We start from the raw sequence: 19,440 nt of genomic DNA on the forward strand, positions 1-19,440 counted from the left end.
GGACAAACTTGCTTACGTCCCTGAGGAGGGATGACCCAATGCAAACATGGAAAAAGAAATTTGTTGTATCTCAACTTGCATTAGCCTGCACGCTGGCTATCGCTTCTCAGGCCAATGCAAAAGATATTTCTGGTAGCACTTATAACACCTTTGGATATGATAATACGTCTACCTCCGCCTGGTATAACGGCTACACCGACTGGAATTACTCCAGTGCGACACATGACAACGATATCTATCCTGTCATTAACAAGTCGACAGTAAACGGCGTTATCTCAACGTATTACCTTGATGATGGTGCGGGCGGGCATGCCAATTCGCTGTCAATTTCCAACAGCACAGTCAACGGTATGATCACCTCCGGTTGCATGACCACCGAATGTGCTGGCGGTTTGAATGCAGATGGTACAACGCATAACCAGTACGATCGTTTTAGTCTGAATGTCGACAATTCAACCATCAATGATACCTACGAGCACTACGCGTATGACGTCGTTGACGGTACCAACACAACCACCCGTTACTGGGATACTTACGCGCTGGGCAATGCCATTACCCTCGACGTAGAATCTGACATCGTTATTCAAAACAACTCCCGCGTGGCTGGTATCACCCTGACTCAGGGCTATCACCAGCTGGATAACACGCCGTATGATTCTGTGACCGGCATTGAAGACAACGGCCATGTCTTTACCAACACCCTGCAGGTTAAAGATTCGGTTGTCACCTCCGGCGCATACAGCGATCTGGGCACCAACGGTTTTTACGGTCAGTCGGCGAAACCAAGCGATTACGGCGAGAGCAACGCCACGGCTGCGGATGATGCAGCGCTGATCGTCAGTGCCAGCAGTGCAGATAACGCCATGCAGACTACGGCTAACTTCGATCACTCCACGCTGACCGGCGATGTGTTGTTCACCAGCACCTTCGACAACAACTTCTATCCAGATGGCGATCCGGCTACCGACACCACTGCTGACAACGTCTACAACCCGACCACTAACGGCTGGGATGGTACTGACAAACTGGATCTGACCCTTACTAACGGCAGCAAGTGGGTCGGCGCAGCCGTCTCCAGCGTCGAGGCGATTGGACCTTCTCAGATGTATGGTCTGGGCTACAGCAGCGTTGACTGGCGTAGCCTGGAGCCAAACAGCATCTGGCCTGGCTCCACCTTCAATAGCAATGGCCATCTGGTGGGCAATCAGGTTTATCAGAGCGGTCTGTTCAACGTCGCGCTGGATAACGGTTCCGAATGGGATACCCGTAAGCAATCCAACATTGACAAGCTGACCGTCAACAACCGTTCACAGGTCAATGTAGAAAACTCCGGCTTACTGGCTGACAGCATCACTCTGACCAACGCGTCGACCATGAACATCGGCGATTCCGGTGCTGTGGCAACCGACAGCCTGTATCTCGACAGCGCAAGCCGGACCACCCTGACTCAGGAAACCGCGGAGCTGTATGCCAACACCATTACCGTGGATAACCATGCTGAACTGGCGCTGGGTCTGGGCCAGGTCGACACTCATAAAATGGTGCTGACCGATGGCGGTGTGCTGAATGTTGCCAGCCGTGATTATGTGTTCAATTCCGATCTGAACAATGCTCGCTATATCACCAATGATATCCACCAGGCCGATTACGATTACGGGGTGATCGCCCTGAACTCTGACGGTCATCTGGCGGTGAACGGTGAAGTGTCCGGTAACTATAAAGTGCGTCTGGATGACGCAACCGGCGCGGGTTCTGTCGCTGACTACAAGAATAAGGAAATTATTCGCGTCTACGATAATAACGCCGATACGCAGGCCAGCTTCACCGCAGCCAATAAAGCGGATCTTGGTGCTTACACCTATCAGGCACAGCAGCAGGGCGATACCGTGGTGCTGCGTCAGGAGCGTCTGACTGATTACGCCAACATGGCGCTGAGCATTCCATCTGCCAACACCAACATCTGGCACCTGCAGCAGGATGCGCTCGCTAACCGTCTGACCAACAGCCGTCATGGCCTGGCAGACAACGGTGGCGCATGGGTGAACGTCTTCGGCGGTAATTTTGACGGCGATAACGGCACTATCCATTACGATCAGGACGTTAGCGGCATCATGGTGGGCCTCGATACCCATATTGATGGCAATAACGCTGACTGGATCTTCGGTGCGGCAGCAGGCTTTGCGAAAGGCGATATGAGCGACCGCAGCGGTCAGGTGGATCAGGACAGCCAGACTGCAATGCTCTATTCCGCCGCGCGCTTTGCTAACGATGTCTTCATCGATAGCTCTCTGAGCTACTCGCGCTTCAATAACGATCTCTCAGCGAACATGAGCAATGGTGAATATGTCGATGGCAATACCACGAATGACGCCTGGGGCTTTGGGCTGAAACTGGGTTACGACTGGAAACCGAACACTGCCGGTTACCTGACCCCATATGCAGCCATCTCCGGTCTGTTCCAGTCTGGGGATGACTACCGCCTGAGCAACGACCTGCATGTGGGAAGCCAGTCTTACGACAGCATGCGTTATGAAGCCGGTATCGATGCAGGTTATACCTTCGGTTATGGCGGCGATCAGGCGCTGACGCCGTTCTTCAAACTGGCCTACGTTTATGACGATGCCGGTGAAGATGCCAAAGTTAACGGCGACAACATCGATAATGGTGTGAAAGGCTCTGCGGTACGCGTAGGCCTGGGAACCCAGTTCAGCTTCACCAAAAACTTCAGTGCATACACTGATGCTACCTATCTGGGTGGTGGTGATGTCGATCAAAACTGGGGCGCAAATCTGGGTGTGAAATACACCTGGTAATATGTCTGATACGGGGAGGCTTGCCTCCCCGTTGTTATAGCGTCAGTTAAGGATGACTTGAGATCTCATGAACCGTTATGCAAAACCCATTTCTGAGTTCTCCCGACTTGAACAGTGCCTGGTGGCGCACAGCACGCCATTTACGCTTCCTGCAATGCATCCTGTCTTCGAGGATTGCGATAAAGAAAATGAAAACGCAGTAGTGCTGCAGTCGGGCACGCTCAGTATCCACCGTCAGCAGGACGATCTGCTGATAGAGATTGTCACCGCACCTTATATCTTCGGGCTTAATGCCGGCATGATGGGCTGCAGCACCGAATACCTGCTGGTGGCACAATCCCCCTGTACTGGTTTCTGGCTGCCCGCATCCGGGGCCCGTCATCTGATCCAGCAGGCCGGTTTATGGTCAGATGCCTTCTGCTGGCTCTCCTGGCACCACCGGGTAATGGAGATCCGCGACAAACAGCTGGTGGGCAACAATTCGTACAGTCAAATCCGTTCCACGTTGCTGGATATGGCCCAGTGGGATGAGACGCTGCGTATGCGGGTGGGGGTAATGAATTATATCCAGCGCCGCACACGTATTTCGCGTTCCGTGGTGGCAGAAGTGCTTGCAGCGTTACGCCAGGGGAACTACATCACCATGGACAGGGGCAAACTGGTCAGAATCAACCATTTGCCCGCTGAATATTAGCGTCAGGATGCCGGGATAACCCGCGGTTTATTCTCGCTCAGCTCTACCACCAGTTGGTTAACGCCGTCGCTCATGTTGACGAAACGCGTGAGCGGCGAGCGCGTCACCACCACAAACACCCCCACGTTAGATTGCGGGATCATCGCCATATAGGTGATAAATCCGCCGCCACCGCCGGTTTTCTGAATGATGCCAGGACGCCCATTTTTAGGCGCCATATAGACCCAGCCAAGACCCAGCGCGTCCGCGCGGCCTGGTACATCCATCCCGATCACCCGGCTTAACTGGCTGCGTTGATAGATCAGGGTCTGCATTCTGTCGGCCTGGTTGCTGCGCGCATAGAAATCAGAGGAGAGGAACTGCTGCATCCAGCGCATCATGTCGCCAGGGGTGGAGTAAACCCCGCCGCTACCGACCGCCGCCAGCGTGTTATTACACGGGCTGGCCCCTTTTTCCGCCACCATCAGGCGTTTGCATTGATCGGGAGAAGGGGTAAAGGTGGTATCTTTCATCCCCAGCGGGCGGGTAATCTGCTCTTCGAACAGCTGCGCATAGGGCTTGCCCGCGGCGTTGCCCAGCGCATCGGCCAGCAGATCGAACGCCAGGTTCGAGTAGGCGGCCTGCGAGCCCGGGGACGATTTCAGGGTGGCCGTCGACAGCCAGTTCCAGCGCTGCTCGCGGGTTGGCCAGACGAAGACTGGACGATGGGCCGCACCGCCAGGCTGTTCGCGTGGCAGGGCGCTGGTGTGGGTAGCCAGGTTGACGAGCGTAATCGGCGCGCCCTGATATGTCGGCACCCGGGCGCCCGGTGGCGCATATTTACTTAACGGATCGTTGAGCTTGACCACGCCCTGATCGAGCAGTTTCACCAGCATCTCACTGGTCATTAACTTGGTCAGGGAGGCGATGCGCACTACAGAATCAAGCTGCGGATGGATATTATTGCCCGGGCGCGTTTCGCCAAAGCTGCGGAATACGCGCTGGTTGCCGTCAATCGCCACCAGAGCCATCCCCGTTGCGCCACTTCCGTAAAAAATATGATTCGCGTAGCGATCAACCACATCGGAGGCAAAAGCCGGGTCGGCGATCGGCTCGACAGCCTGCGCGCTGGTGAGGCTGGCCGTAAACAGCGCGGCGGAGAGGAACAGACAACGTTTCAACGAAAGTATCCATGAAGTGAATGAAAAAGTATGCGTATTTATACTACTAAACACCATAATGCAAAGGCCATAACAGCATAACGATAGCGTGAAAAACGTAACCGCGGGTAAATACGAACAATTTCGTTATTACCCATCTCCTGTTTTGTGACATTGCGCTTATGATACCTGCCAGGTTCATTGGCTTTTCCGCTCGGGTGGCGGTTGACGGCGAACTAATACAGGGCCCACAGGTCTGATAATCCGTCGTCCACAGCAGTAGCGATAACTACAAGAAGGAAGCGTTATGTTTAAGTCGTTTTTTCCCAAACCGGGACCCTTTTTCCTTTCGGCCTTTATTTGGGCTCTGATCGCGGTCATTTTCTGGCAGGCCGGTGGCGGGGCCTGGTTTGAGCGTCTGGTTGGCGCTACGGGTGATGTGCCGATCAGCGCGGCACGTTTCTGGTCACGCAGCTATCTGATTTTCTATGCCTATTATGCGTTCTGCGTCGGGGCGTTTGCCCTGTTCTGGTTTGTCTGGTCGCCGCACCGCTGGCAGTACTGGTCGATTCTCGGCACCGCGCTGATTATCTTCGTCACCTGGTTTCTGGTGGAGGTGGGCGTGGCGGTCAACGCCTGGTACGCCCCGTTCTATGACCTGATCCAGACCGCGCTCAGCGCGCCGCACAAAGTCTCTATCAATCAGTTTTATCATGAAGTTGGCGTATTCCTCGGTATCGCGCTTATCGCCGTTGTTATCGGTGTGATGAATAACTTTTTCGTCAGCCACTACGTCTTCCGCTGGCGTACCGCGATGAACGAACACTATATGGCCCACTGGCAGCAGCTGCGCCATATTGAAGGTGCTGCCCAGCGTGTGCAGGAAGACACCATGCGCTTTGCCTCCACGCTTGAGGATATGGGGGTCAGCTTTATCAACGCCATTATGACCCTGATCGCCTTCCTGCCGGTGCTGGTCACGCTGTCGGCGCACGTGCCGGACCTGCCGATTGTGGGTCATCTGCCCTATGGCCTGGTGATCGCCGCGATTGTCTGGTCGCTGATGGGCACCGGTCTGCTGGCGGTGGTCGGGATCAAACTGCCGGGGCTGGAGTTCAAAAACCAGCGCGTCGAGGCAGCCTACCGTAAAGAGCTGGTTTACGGCGAAGACGATGCCAGCCGCGCCTCGCCGCCAACGGTGCGTGAGTTGTTTGGCGCGGTACGCCGGAACTACTTCCGCCTCTATTTCCACTACATGTATTTCAACATTGCCCGCATTCTGTATCTGCAGGTAGATAACGTTTTCGGTTTGTTCCTGCTGTTCCCGTCGATTGTAGCCGGTACGATTACGCTGGGTCTGATGACGCAAATTACTAACGTGTTTGGTCAGGTACGCGGGTCGTTCCAGTATCTGATCAGTTCATGGACCACGCTGGTGGAGCTGATGTCCATCTATAAACGTTTACGCAGTTTTGAACGTGAGCTGGATGGTCAGGATCTTCAGGAAGTTACCCATACGTTGAGCTGATACAGGGAGCTGTTATGTTTTTTACCGTACCGCGCGCATTACCTTTTTCCCTGCTTGCCGCCCTGGTGCTGGCCGGGTGTGCTGAGCAAGGGGCTGCGCCGCTGAAAAAGGGCGAAAAGCCCGTCGATGTGGCAAGCGTGGTGCGGCAAAAAATGCCCGCCACGGTAAAAGACCGGGACCAGTGGGCCTCGGCGCTGGCGAAAACCTTTGAGAGCCAGAAGATTGCCCCTACCGAGGAGAACATCTGCTCGGTGCTGGCGGTGGCACAGCAGGAGTCGCTGTATCAGTCCGATCCGGCGGTGCCGGGGCTGAATAAAATCGCCTGGAAGGAGATCGATCGTCGCGCCGAAAAACTGCACATCCCGGTGTTTCTGGTCCACACGGCACTGAAGATCAAATCGCCAAACGGCAAGAGCTACAGCGAGCGGCTGGATACGGTGAAAACCGAGAAGCAACTCAGCGCCATCTTCGATGACTTTATCAATATGGTGCCGATGGGACAGACGCTGTTTGGCTCTCTCAATCCGGTGCATACCGGTGGCCCGATGCAGGTCAGTATCGCCTTTGCCGAAAAGCATACCGACGGCTATCCGTGGAAAATCGAAAACACGGTTCGCCAGGAGGTCTTCTCCCTGCGCGGCGGACTCTGGTTTGGCACCTACCATCTGCTGAACTACCCCGCCAGCTATACGGTGCCGCTCTACCGCTTTGCTGACTTTAACGCGGGCTGGTATGCGAGCCGCAATGCGGCGTTCCAGAATGCCGTCAGCCGCGCCAGCGGGGTGAAGCTGGCCCTGGATGGCGATCTGATCGCCTATGGCAGCAGTAACGCAGGGAAGACGGAGCTGGCGGTGCGCAAGCTTTCAGGCAAGCTGGACATGAGCGACAGTGAGATCCGTCGGCAGCTGGAGAAGGGTGACAGCTTTGAGTTTGAGAAAACCGAGCTCTATCAGCAGGTGTTTAAACTGGCGGAGCAGAAGAGCGGTAAGGCGCTACCGAGAGCGATGCTGCCGGGGATCCAGCTTGAGAGCCCGAAAATCACCCGCAATCTGACGACAGCCTGGTTTGCCCAGCGGGTTGACGATCGCCGGGCAAAATGCATGGCGCTCAACTAGCGATAACGGCGCCAGCGCACGTAGAGGGCAACGGCGCCCAACACCATGAGCCCGACAAGGAAGGGGATCAACCCGAAGACGGTGCTGACGCCGAGCCCAATCTCAACGCGCGGGCGACCGCTCTCTTCAACCTGCATCAGGTGCTCATAGACGCCGGGAGCATGCACAAGAATATTCAGCAGCTGTGAGCCAGCCCAGAAGCAGAACAGCACAAACAGCGCGTATGCAATATTTCCTGCCGTGGAGGTTTTTGGTTGCCTGGTGTTGAAGATGGGCTTTGACATCGTAAAATCTGCCATACATACCTCCGAGTGTTCTGACTGGCTATGTGCCTGTTGTACACGTCAAGTTTGACAGCTCATGACCGTTGTCAATATCGGAATGATGGTAATTTAGCCGGGAGAATTCTCCTGGTTTGCCGAATTCTGCCGCGCATCACAGATTTTTTACTTAAGTGAAATCCTGCCCACTTTTCAGATTTTCCGCATAGGCCGCAGACCTGGGGACAAATCTGTGCGAGGATAGATTTTTTCTTCTGGAGCGACCATGAAACTGCCTGCCAAAATTCGCCGTGACTGGCATTTCTACGCCTTTGCTATTGGGCTTATCTTTATTCTGAATGGGGTGGTGGGGCTGCTGGGCTTCGAAGCGAAGGGCTGGCAGACTTATGCGGTGGGGCTGGTGACCTGGGTTGTCAGCTTCTGGCTGGCGGGGTTTATTATTCGCCGTCGCCCGGAAGAGACGACGGCGAACGACGCGGATTAACCGTTTACTGAAATCTGCAGGGCGCTGTCAGCGGCATGTCGCTCCAGCGCCAGCTCAATCAGGCGGGTGATCAGATCCGGGTAGCTGAGGCCACTGGCCTGCCACAGTTTCGGGTACATGCTGATGTTGGTGAAGCCGGGCAGGGTGTTGATCTCATTGATCACCACGCGGTTGTCCGCCGTTAAGAAGACGTCGACGCGCGCCATACCGCGACAGCCCAGCGCCTGATAGGCTTCGATGGCAATTGCGCGGATCGCGTCATTAACGTCAGCATCCAGCGCCGCGGGTACCACCACCTGCGCGCCCTTGTCATCAATGTACTTGGTGTCGTAGGAATAGAAGTCGCTGTTCAGCACCACTTCGCCACAGGTACTGGCCTGCGGAAAATCATTGCCCAGCACCGCGCACTCAATCTCACGCCCTTTAATTCCCTGCTCAACCACCACTTTATGATCGAAGGTGAACGCCAGACGTACCGCTTCGCTGAACTGCGCTTCGCTGTTCACCTTGCTCACACCCACGGAGGAGCCCTGGTTCGCCGGTTTGACAAACAGCGGCAGGCCAAAGCGGGCACTCAGATCGGCAAAGGTGTGTTGCTCGCGGTTGGCGCGGGTCAGGGTAACAAAGGGCGCCACGTTCAGGCCGGCGTCACGCAGCAGGCGTTTAGTAACATCTTTATCCATGCAGGCGGCAGAACCAAGGACATCGGAACCGACGAACGGCAGGTTCGCCATGCGCAGCATCCCCTGCAGGGAGCCATCTTCACCCAGCGTACCGTGGACAATCGGGAAAATGACATCGAGCTGTGAAAGCGACTGCCCGGTACCGGCATCGATAAGCTGGCCCTGCGTCACGCCCGGCACGGTGGCAACGCTGATCTCAGACGGATTCAGCGCAATATGCGCCGGATCGTCGGCGTTAAGCAGATAGCCCTGCTCGTCGTTAATGTGCCATTGACCCTGTTTATCAATGCCCAGCAGCACGACCTCAAAGCGGCTCTTATCAATCGCGTTAACGATATTTTTGGCCGATTGCAGCGACACTTCGTGCTCTGCTGATTTTCCCCCAAAGACAATACCTACCCGCAACTTCGCCATCACGTACACTCATCCACTCTGACTCAAAACCCCTACCATATCACGATGCCCGGCGGGATTCGCCGCCTTCTGCCATAATGTTTTGACACATTGCGAAGGGGGGTGAGTGAAAGGAAAAAGCCTGATTATCTGTCTAATCCTCATTGCTGCGGCTATTGCGGGCTACCGCTGGCTGCCGTCTTATTACAACCCGTTTGCACCGCTCACGCTTGACGATCCCCCCGGCACCCTGACCCAGTTTAAGCTCCGTCGCCTGACGCCTGAGCATTGTGATGTGCTGCTGGCGCAGGCCAATGCGCGTCAGCTGATCCGCACCCAGGCGGTGGCCGACAGTACGGGAGAGTGTCCGCTGAGTGATGTGGTGCGCGTGCGTAGTTTTGGCCCCGTCAGTCTTAGCAGCAGTTTTCTTGCCAGCTGCCCGCTGGCGCTCAGCTCGGCGCTGTTCGTCAACCAGCAGGCCCGGCCCATCACCGAAACCATGATGGGCAGCAGTCTGTCGCGCATTGACCATTTCGGCAGCTTTGCCTGCCGCAATATCTATCACCGCGCCAACGCCCGACGCAGCGAACATGCTACAGCCGAGGCGCTGGATATCAGCGGCTTTACCCTGGAAAACGGCCAGCGAATTTCGGTCTTGCGCGGCTGGAAGAGTGCCTCCACCGAACCCTGGCTGCGTGCGCTGCTGAGTGCCAGCTGCGGCTATTTTGGTAACGCCCTCGGCCCAGACTATAACGCGGCCCATGCTAACCACTTTCACCTTGGGATGCGGGGATTTGGCTACTGCCCGCAAAGCATAAATCACCAGCAAAAAGGCGAAAATATGTGACATATTTCACAAATATGATGACTGGGAAGATAAAACCCCAAAGAGACGCGGGGCGCATCTCTGACAACGTCCGGTGAAAGGTAACTTGCTAATCTAATAACGAATTTACGTAATATGAAGACAGTACCCGCCTATGGAATCGTGGAAGGTTAACCTTATTTCGGTCTGGTTTGGTTGTTTTTTCACCGGCCTTGCCATCAGCCAGATTTTGCCGTTTTTGCCGCTGTATGTCTCCCAGCTTGGCGTCTCGTCGCACGAGGCGTTGTCGATGTGGTCAGGGCTCACCTTCAGCGTCACGTTTCTGGTTTCGGCCATCGTCTCGCCCATGTGGGGCAGTCTTGCGGACCGTAAAGGGCGCAAGCTGATGCTGTTGCGCGCCTCGCTCGGCATGGCGATTGCGATCCTGCTCCAGGCATTTGCCACCAACGTCTGGCAGCTGTTCCTGCTGCGCGCGCTGATGGGGCTGACTTCCGGCTATATTCCTAACGCGATGGCGCTGGTGGCGTCCCAGGTGCCCCGGGATCGCAGCGGCTGGGCCATCAGTACCCTGTCGACGGCGCAAATCAGCGGCGTGATCGGCGGCCCGCTGATGGGCGGTTTTCTGGCAGACCATGTGGGTCTGCGCGCGGTGTTCCTGATCACGGCGGTCCTGCTGATGGTAAGTTTTCTGGTAACGCTGTTTCTGATTAAAGAGGGGGCTCGCCCCACCGTCAGCAAGGCGGAGCGGCTGAGCGGCAAGGCGGTATTTGCCTCGCTCCCTTATCCGGGGCTGATGATCAGCCTGTTCATCACTACCATGGTTATCCAGCTTTGCAACGGCTCGGTGGGGCCGATCCTCGCGCTCTTTATTCAGTCGATGGCACCCGAGAGCAATAACATCGCCTTCCTCAGCGGGATGATTGCTGCGGTGCCGGGCATCTCCGCATTGATGTCCGCCCCACGTCTGGGCAAGCTCGGGGACCGCATCGGCACCGGGCGTATTTTGATGGCGACGCTTATCGTGGCGGTGGTGCTCTTTTTCGCCATGTCCTTTGTCACTACTCCGTTGCAGTTGGGCGTGCTGCGCTTTTTACTTGGCTTTGCGGATGGCGCCATGCTGCCCGCCGTGCAGACCCTGCTGATTAAGTACTCCAGCGATCGGGTCACCGGACGGATCTTCGGTTATAACCAGTCGTTTATGTATCTGGGGAATGTTGCAGGTCCGTTGATGGGTGCCGCGGTCTCGGCGATGGCCGGATTCCGCTGGGTGTTTGCCGCCACCGCCGTGGTGGTGCTGGTAAACATCCTGCAGCTGGCGTGGGCAATGCGCCAGCGCCGCCTGCAGGAAGTCCGCCGTTCTTAAGTTAGCTATATAATATATTGTGATCTGGCCGCCATTATCATTTATGTGAAATGGCGGTTCTTGTTTTTAATTCAGGCTTCACAGGAAAAGCAAAATTTAATTTAAGTCGCATTTTTCCCGGCCGTATGGAAACTAATTTATGCGCGGTGTGGGGTTTGCTTAAAAATAGTACTTTTACCCACTTTGCAAGTCTCAATCATAATGATAACGTCGGAAAAAACTTGATAAGGAAATAGCACTGTGAAAAATCTTATTGCAGAGTTGTTAGTTAAGCTGGCAGAAAAGGAAGAAGAGTCAAAAGAGCTTGTGGTTCAGGTTGAGGCGCTGGAAATAGTGGTTACCGCCCTGCTAAGGCAGATGGCGCAAAGCGATCAACAGGCGCTGATTGCAAGCGTTGAAGGCGCGCTGGATGAGGCGAGGCCAGATGCTCAGGTTCCGGCCGAGGACAGCGAGATGCTGCAGCAATACGTAAAAAAGCTGCTACGGCACCCGCGCAGTTGACCGGTTATTTGATCTGAGTTGCTGTCAAAGAACCGTCACCCCGGTTGCCTGTCATCGCTCTGTTTTATTTTTATCTATTCCGGCCTGGAAAAAATAAGTGAAACAGAGCGTACTTTATATTGCATGACTTCCCGCCTGCTGTTTATCCCCACAATCTATGCTGAAAATGGCGCATCGACCGCGCTACCGGGATATCACCCAGCCACCGGTCCAACATATTATTCTGCCTATTAGTGACGGAATGGGCGACGCCGAAATAAACGCCGTGCGAAATTATCCCAAAGGTGCGGGTGGTTTTTTTAGCAGTACGAACCAGACTTAAGGAGATCATTCACAGAAGGAAAGTGCTATGAAAATCACACTACTGGCGACCCTGCTCCTTGGCCTGTTCTCACTTGCTCCGGCGGGGGCGCAAGATCAGCCGCTCACACCGCAACAGCAACGTATGACCACCTGCAATCAGCAGGCGACCGCCCAGGACCTGAAGGGCGACTCCCGTAAGACCTACATGAGCGATTGCCTGAAAAACGCCTCCTCTAAACCCAACGAAAAAAGCCTTACGCCGCAACAACAAAGGATGCGTGAATGCAACTCCCAGGCGACCCAGCAATCCCTCAAAGGGGACGATCGGAGTAAGTTCATGAGCGCCTGCCTGAAGAAAACCGGCTAGTTCAAAAGGGTGAGCGTTCCGTTTGGCTCACCCGAAATATCATACTTAGCGCCAGATAAGCCTTTCTATAATTTGGGAAAATGCTTTTGAGTGTTCCCAATAACCATGAATGATGAAAACATTTACAGCAAAGTCTATGCCCGGGAAGGAATAAATCTGGCGCTTTCGGCGGATGAGCATCATCGCTCAGGAATTCGTCTGGCCCGTCGTTTACGGCTCCCGCGTGCGGCGGGTCTGGCTTTTCTGTTTTTCCCTGTTGCCAGTGTGCTGACCGCGCAATCGGTCAACGGCGTCTGGTGGCTTTTGCTGGTTGGCTGGGTCTTTGTCTGGCCGCATCTGGCCTGGCAACTGGCGATGCGTTCTGCCGATCCCTACCACAATGAGATGTTTAACCTCAAAGTCGATGCCATTATGGCCGGGGTGTGGATTGGGCTGATGGGCGTTAATGCCATGCCCACCGCGGCGCTGGTTATGATGATGAGCATGAACCTGATGGGCGTGGGGGGGCTGAGGCTCTATGGCACAGGGGCATTGATGACCGCGCTGGCGGCGCTGGTCACCCTGCAACTGATGCACATTCCGGCTGGCTTCCTCAGCACCCCGCTTGAGATTTGGCTCGCGCTGCCAGGGATCATTGGCTATCCGATGCTGTTTGCCTGGGTCAGTTTCCGTACAACCAGCCGTCTGGTGGAACATAAGCGCCGTCTTGAATTGATGAGTACCCTGGACGGGATGACAGGGGTATATAACCGCCGTCACTGGGAAGTGTTGCTGCGTACGGAATTTGAAAACTGTCGTCGCTATCACCGGAGCGCCACGATCCTGCTGATCGATATCGATCACTTCAAAGGCATTAATGACACCTGGGGCCATGATGTAGGCGATCAGGCGATTATCGCCGTGACCCGCCAGCTACAGTTAACGTTACGCGCCAGCGATATGATTGGCCGCTTTGGCGGCGATGAGTTCGCGGTGATCATGAGTGGGACGCCTGCGGAAAACGCCATTGCGGCGATGTCGCGGGTCCATGAACGGCTGGCGGAACTGCACCTGCCGGGTGCTCCGCAGGTAAAGCTCCGCATCAGCGTCGGTGTTGCGCCGCTCACGACGTCAATGGTGCATTATCAGGAATGGCTGAAAGCGGCGGATATTGCGCTCTATAAGGCAAAAAATGCCGGACGTAACCGTACCGAAGTGGCCGCCTGACGTCCGGCTGTCGATCAGGATTTGCTCAGCAGCTCTGACTTTTCCATGCACTTGTTCATGGCTTCAATGACCGCTGCCCGGAAACCGCGCTCCTCCAGCACCCGCACCGCTTCGATGGTTGTGCCGCCCGGAGAGCAGACCATATCTTTCAGCTCGCCCGGATGTTTTCCGGTTTCCAGCACCATTTTGGCGGAGCCCATTACCGCCTGCGCTGCAAATTTATAGGCCTGCGCACGCGGCATCCCGCCCAGCACTGCGGCATCTGCCATCGCTTCGATAAACATAAACACGTAGGCGGGTGCTGAACCGCTGACGCCCACCACCGGGTGGATCATCGCCTCGGCAATCACTTCCGCTTCCCCGAAACAACGGAAAATATTGACGACATCGGCAACCTCTTCGGCGGTCACCAGCGCGTTAGGGGTGATGGAGGTCATGCCCGCTTTTACCAGCGACGGCGTGTTAGGCATGGCGCGGACGATTTTACGGTCATGGCCCAGTGCGCGCGCCAGCTGATCGAGGGTGATGCCTGCCGCGATAGAGACCACCAGCGTCTCTTTATTGAGGCTGGAGGTGATGTCGCTCAGGACTTTCACCATCATGTTCGGCTTCACTGCGCCGAAGACGATATCGGCTACCTGGGCCACTTCCTGGGCGCTTTGCGCGGCGTTGATCCCGTACTGGTGGTGCAGGGCGGCTACCTTGTCCGGTGATGGGGTATAGACCCAAATCTGGCCAGGCTGCACCTGACCGCTGGCAATCAGACCGCCGAGAATGGCTTTGCCCATATTACCGCAGCCGATAAAACCGATTTTCTTCTCCATCACGTCCCTCTCTTAGGCTTTGTTATGATTGTGGAACTTTAGCCTATCGCGGTTTTTTACGCAGCATTAAAGCGTCGGTACCATCTGCGACTTTGCCTGGGGCGAAAAGCAGGCGACAATAGCCGCCTGTTCTATGCCGGAGAGAGAAGATGGCGATTTGGGTGGATGCCGATGCGTGTCCGAATGTGATTAAAGAGATCCTGTTTCGTGCTGCCGAGCGCGTACAGATGCCGCTGACGCTGGTGGCGAATCAGAACCTGCGCGTGCCGCCGTCCCGTTTTATCCGTTCCTTGCGCGTACCGGCCGGCTTTGATGTGGCCGATAATGAGATCGTACGCCTGTGCAGCGCGGACGATCTGGTGATCACCGCCGATATTCCGCTGGCGGCGGAGGTGCTGGAGAAAGGGGCCGCAGCGCTCAATCCGCGCGGCGAGCGTTATTCGCCAGCCACTATCCGTGAAAAGCTGACGATGCGTGATTTTATGGACACGATGCGCGCCAGCGGCGTGCAGACCGGCGGACCGGACAGCCTCTCCCAGCGCGACAGGCAGCAGTTCGCCGCTGAACTGGATAAATGGCTGTTGGAAGTGAAGCGCCGCCAGGGATAATCATCACTGCGTTAGTGGTTTTGGCCATTATTACCGCAATCCGGGGTTGTCAACGGCAGGTGGGTTCAGGTAAGGTGAGCGCACCGTTTAGTGCAATGATTTCTTTACAGAGTTTCCCCTTTTATCTCTGGGGTTGCCGGAAATGTCAGTTAAAAGTCACGCCTTGTGTAATAGTTTTTTTACAGTAACGCGTGTACTAGCTTAATGGTATCATTGCACTCTTTTCGACTTCACGCACCGCATGCGCGCGGCATCAAAGGGAACACCTGGTCATGACCCAGCCTATTTTTTTAATTGGCCCCCGCGGCTGTGGCAAAACCACCGTCGGTCTTGAACTGGCTCGTCTGTGTCAGAGTGAATTTGTCGATACCGACCACTGGCTACAGACCCATGCCGGGCAAAGCATCGCCGAGATTGTTGAGCAGGAAGGGTGGGAGAGTTTTCGCGCCCGTGAAACAGCGACCCTCGAGGCGGTGACAGCAGGCTCCGGCATTATCGCCACCGGCGGCGGCATTATTTTGTCCGCTTACAACCGTCAGTTTATGCGTGAGAAGGGCCGGGTGATCTATCTTTGTGCCCCGGTTCCGGTGCTGGTCGGGCGTCTCGAAGCCTCTCCGGAAGAGGGACAGCGCCCAACCCTTACCGGCAAACCAATCAGCGAAGAGGTGAGCGCAGTGCTGGCGGAGCGTGACGCGCTCTATCGCGAGGCCGCTCACCACGTGGTGGATGCCTCCCTTCCCCCCGCGCAGGTGGTGCAAAATATCGTCGCTGCGCTTCATCTGGCATGCGCCAGCTAACTGATGTCTATACTGATAGTTCAGCCAACCTAATAAAATAAAGGATGAACTATGCCAACCAGACCTCCCTATCCGCGTGAAGCCCGTATTGTTGCCGTTGAGAAAGGCGCAACGGGCAAGACTGTCACCTGGTATCAGCTGCGTGCTGACCACCCTAAACCGGATTCACTGATCAGTGAGCATGAAACGGAGCAAGAAGCGAAGGACGCGAAAGTGCGTTACGAAGATCCCGACAAAGCCTGAATTAAATCCGAATACGCTCAAAACCGTACCGTAATCACACTATTTAAAAAGCGTAAACATTAAACGGAGGGTAATGTTCAAGATTAACAGACACATTCTGTCAGGCACGTGAATCTTTACATTCCAGCCGTTGAATCTGCTGCTACGCTTTTCAGCACTTTTTTCTGAACAGCGTAGTGTGCCTGTATCTGTGTCACGGTAGTGAGTGTATAGAAAGGCGAGAACGATGAAGGCGACATTGGCGATCCTCACGATTGGGGTAGTCCCGGTAAGCGAAGTACTACCGCTCTTAACGGAGCATATTTCTGCGCAACAAATTACGCATCACAGTTTGCTCGGTACGCTGAGCCGGGAAGAGGTCATGGAAGACTACGCCCCTGAACCGGGCGAGGCGCAGTTGCCTACCCTGCTCAGTGACGGCGAGCTGGGAAACGTCTCGTTGCCGAAGATCGCGTGCGCCCTGCAAGGCGTGATCGAAGTGCTCGATAACCAGGGCTATGAGGTGATCCTGCTGATGAGCACCGCGCCCATCACTGGCCTCGTCGCCCGTAATGCGATTTTGCTTGAGCCGACGCGGATCATCCCGCCGCTGGTCGGATCGATTGTCGATGGCCATCAGGTGGGGGTGATCGTGCCGATCCCTGAGCTCATGGAGAACCAATCCTGCAAATGGCAGTGCCTGGCTAAGGCGCCGCTGCTCGCTGTAGCCAATCCTTTCTGGGACAGCGAAGAGAAACTGATCGACGCCGGGCGCGATCTGCTGGCCCGCGGCGCCGATGTCCTGATGCTTGATTGTCTTGGTTTTCATCAACATCACCGTGATTTACTGCAAAAACACCTGGACGTGCCGGTGCTGCTATCAAACGTGCTGGTGGCCCGGCTGGCCTCGGAATTGCTGGTCTGATGATTTTGCGTGACAGGTACGGAGTGTCACCCCTATATTGGATTGACAACCAACGACAATAAGGACCAGTCCATGCTTCAGACTAATGAATACTTTTCCGGTAAAGTGAAGTCCATCGGTTTTACCAGCAGCATTACTGGCCGCGCCAGTGTTGGCGTAATGGAAGAGGGGGAGTACGCCTTCGGTACCGCGCAGCCAGAAGAGATGACCGTGGTGAGCGGCTCGCTCAAAGTGTTACTCCCGGGGGAAACGGAGTGGAAAGTCTATAACCCGGGCGATGTTTTCAACGTGCCAGGCCACAGCGAATTCCATCTGCAGGTTGCTGAACCTGCCTCTTATCTGTGTCGTTATCTGTAAAAAAAAGAGCCGGGTTAACCCGGCTCCTGTTTTTGGCATAAAGCCTGGCATGAAGCATTAACGCTGTGCTTCGCCGCCCAATCCTTCCACTACGCTCTTAATCAACGCCGCCAGTTCACCCGTCATCAGAATGAAGTCAGCATCAAAACGCTGGGCATAGTCGTCCCGGTCGATATCGTCGTTCTGATCGCGCAGTTCGTCGGAAAACTTCAGGCGCTTGATCGAGCCATCGTCACACATCATGAACTGAATGCGCTGCTGCCAGTCGAGGGCCAGTTTGGTCACCAGCTTGCCGGCTTCGATATGCACGGCGATCTCATCGCTGACCAGCTCCTGCTTCTTGGCGCGGATCACGCCCCCATCTTCCAGGATCGCTTTCAGCTCGGCTTCGTCGAGCAGCTGGAAGCCCTGCGGGACGTTGTTGCCCCGTACCCACTCGGTGAGGGTCAGCTCGATCGGGTTTTCCATCGTCAGCGGCACCACCGGCAGCGAACCGAGGCTTTTACGCAGCAACGCCAGAGTATCTTCTGCTTTTTTGGCGCTGGCGCAGTCGACCATAATCAGGCCGTTAACGGTGTCGATCCACATCATTGTCTGGCTGAAGCGGCTAAAGGCGCGTGGCAGCAGGGAGTGCAGCACTTCGTCTTTCAGCGAATCTTTCTCGGTTTTTTTCAGCTTACGGCCCTGTTCGGCTTCCAGCTTAAAAATTTTGGCTTCCAGCGCCTGCTTCACCACTGGCGTCGGCAGGATCTTTTCTTCCTTACGCGCGCAGATGATGATTTGACCATTGGTGGTGTGGGTCAGCGCATCGCTCTGTGATCCCATAGGCGGAACCCATCCGGTTTTGGCCATATCCTGGCTGCCACACGGGGTAAATGCGTAAAGGTCTAACTGTTTTTCCATCTCGTCTGCACGCAGTTCGATATCGCGGCTGAGACGGTAAACCATCAAATTTTTGAACCACAGCATGATAATTTCCACGGTCTTGTCGTTTAATTCAGCGGGCATGATAGCGAATTGTCGCATCGCTTGCATTGCTAATCGGGTAGCAGGCTTCTACTCTGTTGATAATCAAAATAATGAGGAACGTTCTGTGCGAATTGGTATTGATCTCGGCGGCACGAAAACAGAAGTCATTGCCCTTGGCGAGCAGGGGGAGCAGCTGTTCCGCCATCGCCTGCCGACCCCGCGTGACGACTACCGGCAGACCATTGAAACCATCGCTACTCTGGTGGAGATGGCCGAAAAGGCCACCGGCCAGACCGGCACGGTCGGTATGGGGATCCCGGGGTCGATTTCGCCCTATACCGGCGTGGTAAAAAATGCGAACTCCACCTGGCTTAACGGCCAGCCTTTTGACCGCGATTTAAGCCAGCGCCTGAACCGTGAAGTCCGGCTGGCGAACGACGCCAACTGCCTGGCGGTGTCAGAGGCTATCGACGGCGCCGCGGCGGGGGCACAGACCGTATTTGCGGTGATCATCGGTACCGGCTGCGGCGCAGGCGTGGCCTTTGGCGGCCGCGCCCATATTGGCGGCAACGGCACGGCTGGCGAGTGGGGGCACAATCCGCTGCCGTGGATGGATGAAGACGAACTGAAGTACCGCGCTGAAGTGCCGTGCTACTGCGGCAAACAGGGCTGTATCGAGACCTTTATCTCCGGCACCGGCTTCGCCACCGATTACCGTCGTCTGAGTGGGCATCCGCTAAAAGGCAACGAGATCATGCGGCTGGTGGAAGAGCAGGACGCCGTCGCGGAGCTGGCGCTCAGCCGCTATGAAATGCGGCTGGCGAAGTCGCTGGCGCACGTGGTGAACATTCTCGACCCGGATGTGATCGTCCTGGGCGGCGGCATGAGCAACGTTGACCGTCTCTATAGCACTGTTCCCCAGCTGGTGAAGCAGTGGGTGTTTGGCGGCGAATGCGAAACCCCGATCCGTAAAGCGGTGCACGGCGACTCCAGCGGTGTGCGCGGCGCGGCCTGGCTGTGGCCAAACTGACAGGGCAAAAGC

The 19,440-nt window shown here is 55.6% G+C and carries 21 protein-coding genes; 16 read left to right on the forward strand and 5 right to left on the reverse strand.

Annotation, left to right across the window (positions count from 1 at the left end; all coding sequences use genetic code 11):
• Positions 1–38: 38 nt before the first annotated feature.
• The gene (locus C3406_RS00400; protein WP_103823998.1) at positions 39–2,813 is read left to right on the forward strand and encodes an autotransporter outer membrane beta-barrel domain-containing protein; all 2,775 of its coding nucleotides are present in this window, start codon (positions 39–41) and stop codon (positions 2,811–2,813) included.
• A 67-nt stretch (positions 2,814–2,880) separates the two neighbouring features.
• On the forward strand, positions 2,881–3,507 hold the full coding sequence (locus tag C3406_RS00405) for a helix-turn-helix domain-containing protein (RefSeq protein ID WP_103823999.1): 627 nt from the start codon (positions 2,881–2,883) through the stop codon (positions 3,505–3,507).
• 2 nt (positions 3,508–3,509) lie between these two features.
• On the opposite strand, the gene ampH is transcribed toward C3406_RS00405, so the two are convergent.
• Complete coding sequence (gene ampH, locus C3406_RS00410; RefSeq protein WP_103824000.1) at positions 3,510–4,667, reverse strand: D-alanyl-D-alanine-carboxypeptidase/endopeptidase AmpH; 1,158 nt, start codon at positions 4,665–4,667, stop codon at positions 3,510–3,512.
• Positions 4,668–4,953: 286 nt separating this feature from the next.
• Here ampH and sbmA point away from each other — a divergent pair, with 286 nt between their 5' ends.
• Positions 4,954–6,174: a peptide antibiotic transporter SbmA gene (gene sbmA, locus C3406_RS00415; protein ID WP_103178429.1), complete on the forward strand. Its 1,221-nt coding sequence runs from the start codon at positions 4,954–4,956 to the stop codon at positions 6,172–6,174.
• A gap of 14 nt (positions 6,175–6,188) precedes the next feature.
• Complete coding sequence (locus C3406_RS00420; protein ID WP_103824001.1) at positions 6,189–7,289, forward strand: DUF1615 domain-containing protein; 1,101 nt, start codon at positions 6,189–6,191, stop codon at positions 7,287–7,289.
• On the opposite strand, the gene C3406_RS00425 is transcribed toward C3406_RS00420, so the two are convergent.
• Positions 7,286–7,588: a DUF2755 family protein gene (locus tag C3406_RS00425; RefSeq protein WP_103824002.1), complete on the reverse strand. Its 303-nt coding sequence runs from the start codon at positions 7,586–7,588 to the stop codon at positions 7,286–7,288. The genes C3406_RS00420 and C3406_RS00425 overlap by 4 nt on opposite strands.
• Positions 7,589–7,835: 247 nt before the next feature.
• Between C3406_RS00425 and C3406_RS00430 the strand changes: the two genes are divergently transcribed.
• Positions 7,836–8,054 (forward strand): DUF2754 domain-containing protein, encoded by a 219-nt coding sequence (locus tag C3406_RS00430; RefSeq protein WP_039031465.1) that lies wholly within the window; start codon positions 7,836–7,838, stop codon positions 8,052–8,054.
• On the opposite strand, the gene ddlA is transcribed toward C3406_RS00430, so the two are convergent.
• Positions 8,051–9,151, reverse strand: coding sequence for a D-alanine--D-alanine ligase (gene ddlA, locus C3406_RS00435; RefSeq protein WP_103824203.1), 1,101 nt, complete (start codon positions 9,149–9,151; stop codon positions 8,051–8,053). The two genes, C3406_RS00430 and ddlA, sit on opposite strands and share 4 nt — an antisense overlap.
• Before the next feature lie 106 nt (positions 9,152–9,257).
• Between ddlA and C3406_RS00440 the strand changes: the two genes are divergently transcribed.
• The 5 genes from C3406_RS00440 to adrA all read left to right on the forward strand — a co-directional run bounded on the left by C3406_RS00440 (position 9,258) and on the right by adrA (position 13,696).
• Positions 9,258–9,977 (forward strand): extensin-like domain-containing protein, encoded by a 720-nt coding sequence (locus C3406_RS00440; RefSeq protein WP_103824003.1) that lies wholly within the window; start codon positions 9,258–9,260, stop codon positions 9,975–9,977.
• A 133-nt stretch (positions 9,978–10,110) separates the two neighbouring features.
• Positions 10,111–11,319: a multidrug efflux MFS transporter gene (locus C3406_RS00445; RefSeq protein ID WP_103824004.1), complete on the forward strand. Its 1,209-nt coding sequence runs from the start codon at positions 10,111–10,113 to the stop codon at positions 11,317–11,319.
• Between the two features lie 240 nt (positions 11,320–11,559).
• A complete protein-coding gene (gene iraP / locus C3406_RS00450; RefSeq protein ID WP_103824005.1) occupies positions 11,560–11,820 on the forward strand; it encodes an anti-adapter protein IraP in 261 nt (86 codons plus the stop codon).
• Between the two features lie 349 nt (positions 11,821–12,169).
• The gene (gene psiF / locus C3406_RS00455) at positions 12,170–12,490 is read left to right on the forward strand and encodes a phosphate starvation-inducible protein PsiF (RefSeq protein ID WP_103824006.1); all 321 of its coding nucleotides are present in this window, start codon (positions 12,170–12,172) and stop codon (positions 12,488–12,490) included.
• 90 nt (positions 12,491–12,580) lie between these two features.
• Positions 12,581–13,696 carry a diguanylate cyclase AdrA gene (gene adrA, locus C3406_RS00460; RefSeq protein ID WP_476629921.1) on the forward strand — a complete coding sequence of 372 codons (1,116 nt, stop codon included), beginning with the start codon at positions 12,581–12,583 and terminating at the stop codon, positions 13,694–13,696.
• 14 nt (positions 13,697–13,710) lie between these two features.
• Here adrA and proC read toward each other — a convergent pair whose 3' ends face one another.
• Positions 13,711–14,520, reverse strand: a complete 810-nt coding sequence (gene proC, locus C3406_RS00465) for a pyrroline-5-carboxylate reductase (protein ID WP_103824008.1) — start codon at positions 14,518–14,520, stop codon at positions 13,711–13,713.
• A 149-nt stretch (positions 14,521–14,669) separates the two neighbouring features.
• On the opposite strand from proC, the gene C3406_RS00470 reads away from it, so the two are divergent.
• The 5 genes from C3406_RS00470 to ppnP all read left to right on the forward strand — a co-directional run bounded on the left by C3406_RS00470 (position 14,670) and on the right by ppnP (position 17,429).
• On the forward strand, positions 14,670–15,128 hold the full coding sequence (locus tag C3406_RS00470; protein ID WP_103178438.1) for a YaiI/YqxD family protein: 459 nt from the start codon (positions 14,670–14,672) through the stop codon (positions 15,126–15,128).
• Between the two features lie 272 nt (positions 15,129–15,400).
• The gene (gene aroL / locus C3406_RS00475) at positions 15,401–15,925 is read left to right on the forward strand and encodes a shikimate kinase AroL (RefSeq protein WP_103178439.1); all 525 of its coding nucleotides are present in this window, start codon (positions 15,401–15,403) and stop codon (positions 15,923–15,925) included.
• Positions 15,926–15,976: 51 nt separating this feature from the next.
• The gene (yaiA, locus tag C3406_RS00480) at positions 15,977–16,168 is read left to right on the forward strand and encodes a protein YaiA (protein ID WP_103178440.1); all 192 of its coding nucleotides are present in this window, start codon (positions 15,977–15,979) and stop codon (positions 16,166–16,168) included.
• A 226-nt stretch (positions 16,169–16,394) separates the two neighbouring features.
• Entirely contained in the window at positions 16,395–17,072 is a 678-nt protein-coding gene (locus C3406_RS00485) for an AroM family protein (RefSeq protein WP_103824009.1), read from the forward strand.
• Between the two features lie 72 nt (positions 17,073–17,144).
• The gene (gene ppnP, locus C3406_RS00490; RefSeq protein WP_103178442.1) at positions 17,145–17,429 is read left to right on the forward strand and encodes a pyrimidine/purine nucleoside phosphorylase; all 285 of its coding nucleotides are present in this window, start codon (positions 17,145–17,147) and stop codon (positions 17,427–17,429) included.
• Between the two features lie 57 nt (positions 17,430–17,486).
• Here the strand turns inward: ppnP and rdgC are convergent, their stop codons facing one another.
• Positions 17,487–18,398, reverse strand: a complete 912-nt coding sequence (gene rdgC, locus C3406_RS00495) for a recombination-associated protein RdgC (protein WP_039031486.1) — start codon at positions 18,396–18,398, stop codon at positions 17,487–17,489.
• 124 nt (positions 18,399–18,522) lie between these two features.
• Here rdgC and mak point away from each other — a divergent pair, with 124 nt between their 5' ends.
• On the forward strand, positions 18,523–19,428 hold the full coding sequence (gene mak / locus C3406_RS00500; protein WP_168192002.1) for a fructokinase: 906 nt from the start codon (positions 18,523–18,525) through the stop codon (positions 19,426–19,428).
• Positions 19,429–19,440: the final 12 nt, after the last annotated feature.

This window comes from Leclercia sp. LSNIH8 (assembly GCF_002920195.1).
In the GTDB taxonomy this organism is placed as follows: domain Bacteria; phylum Pseudomonadota; class Gammaproteobacteria; order Enterobacterales; family Enterobacteriaceae; genus Enterobacter.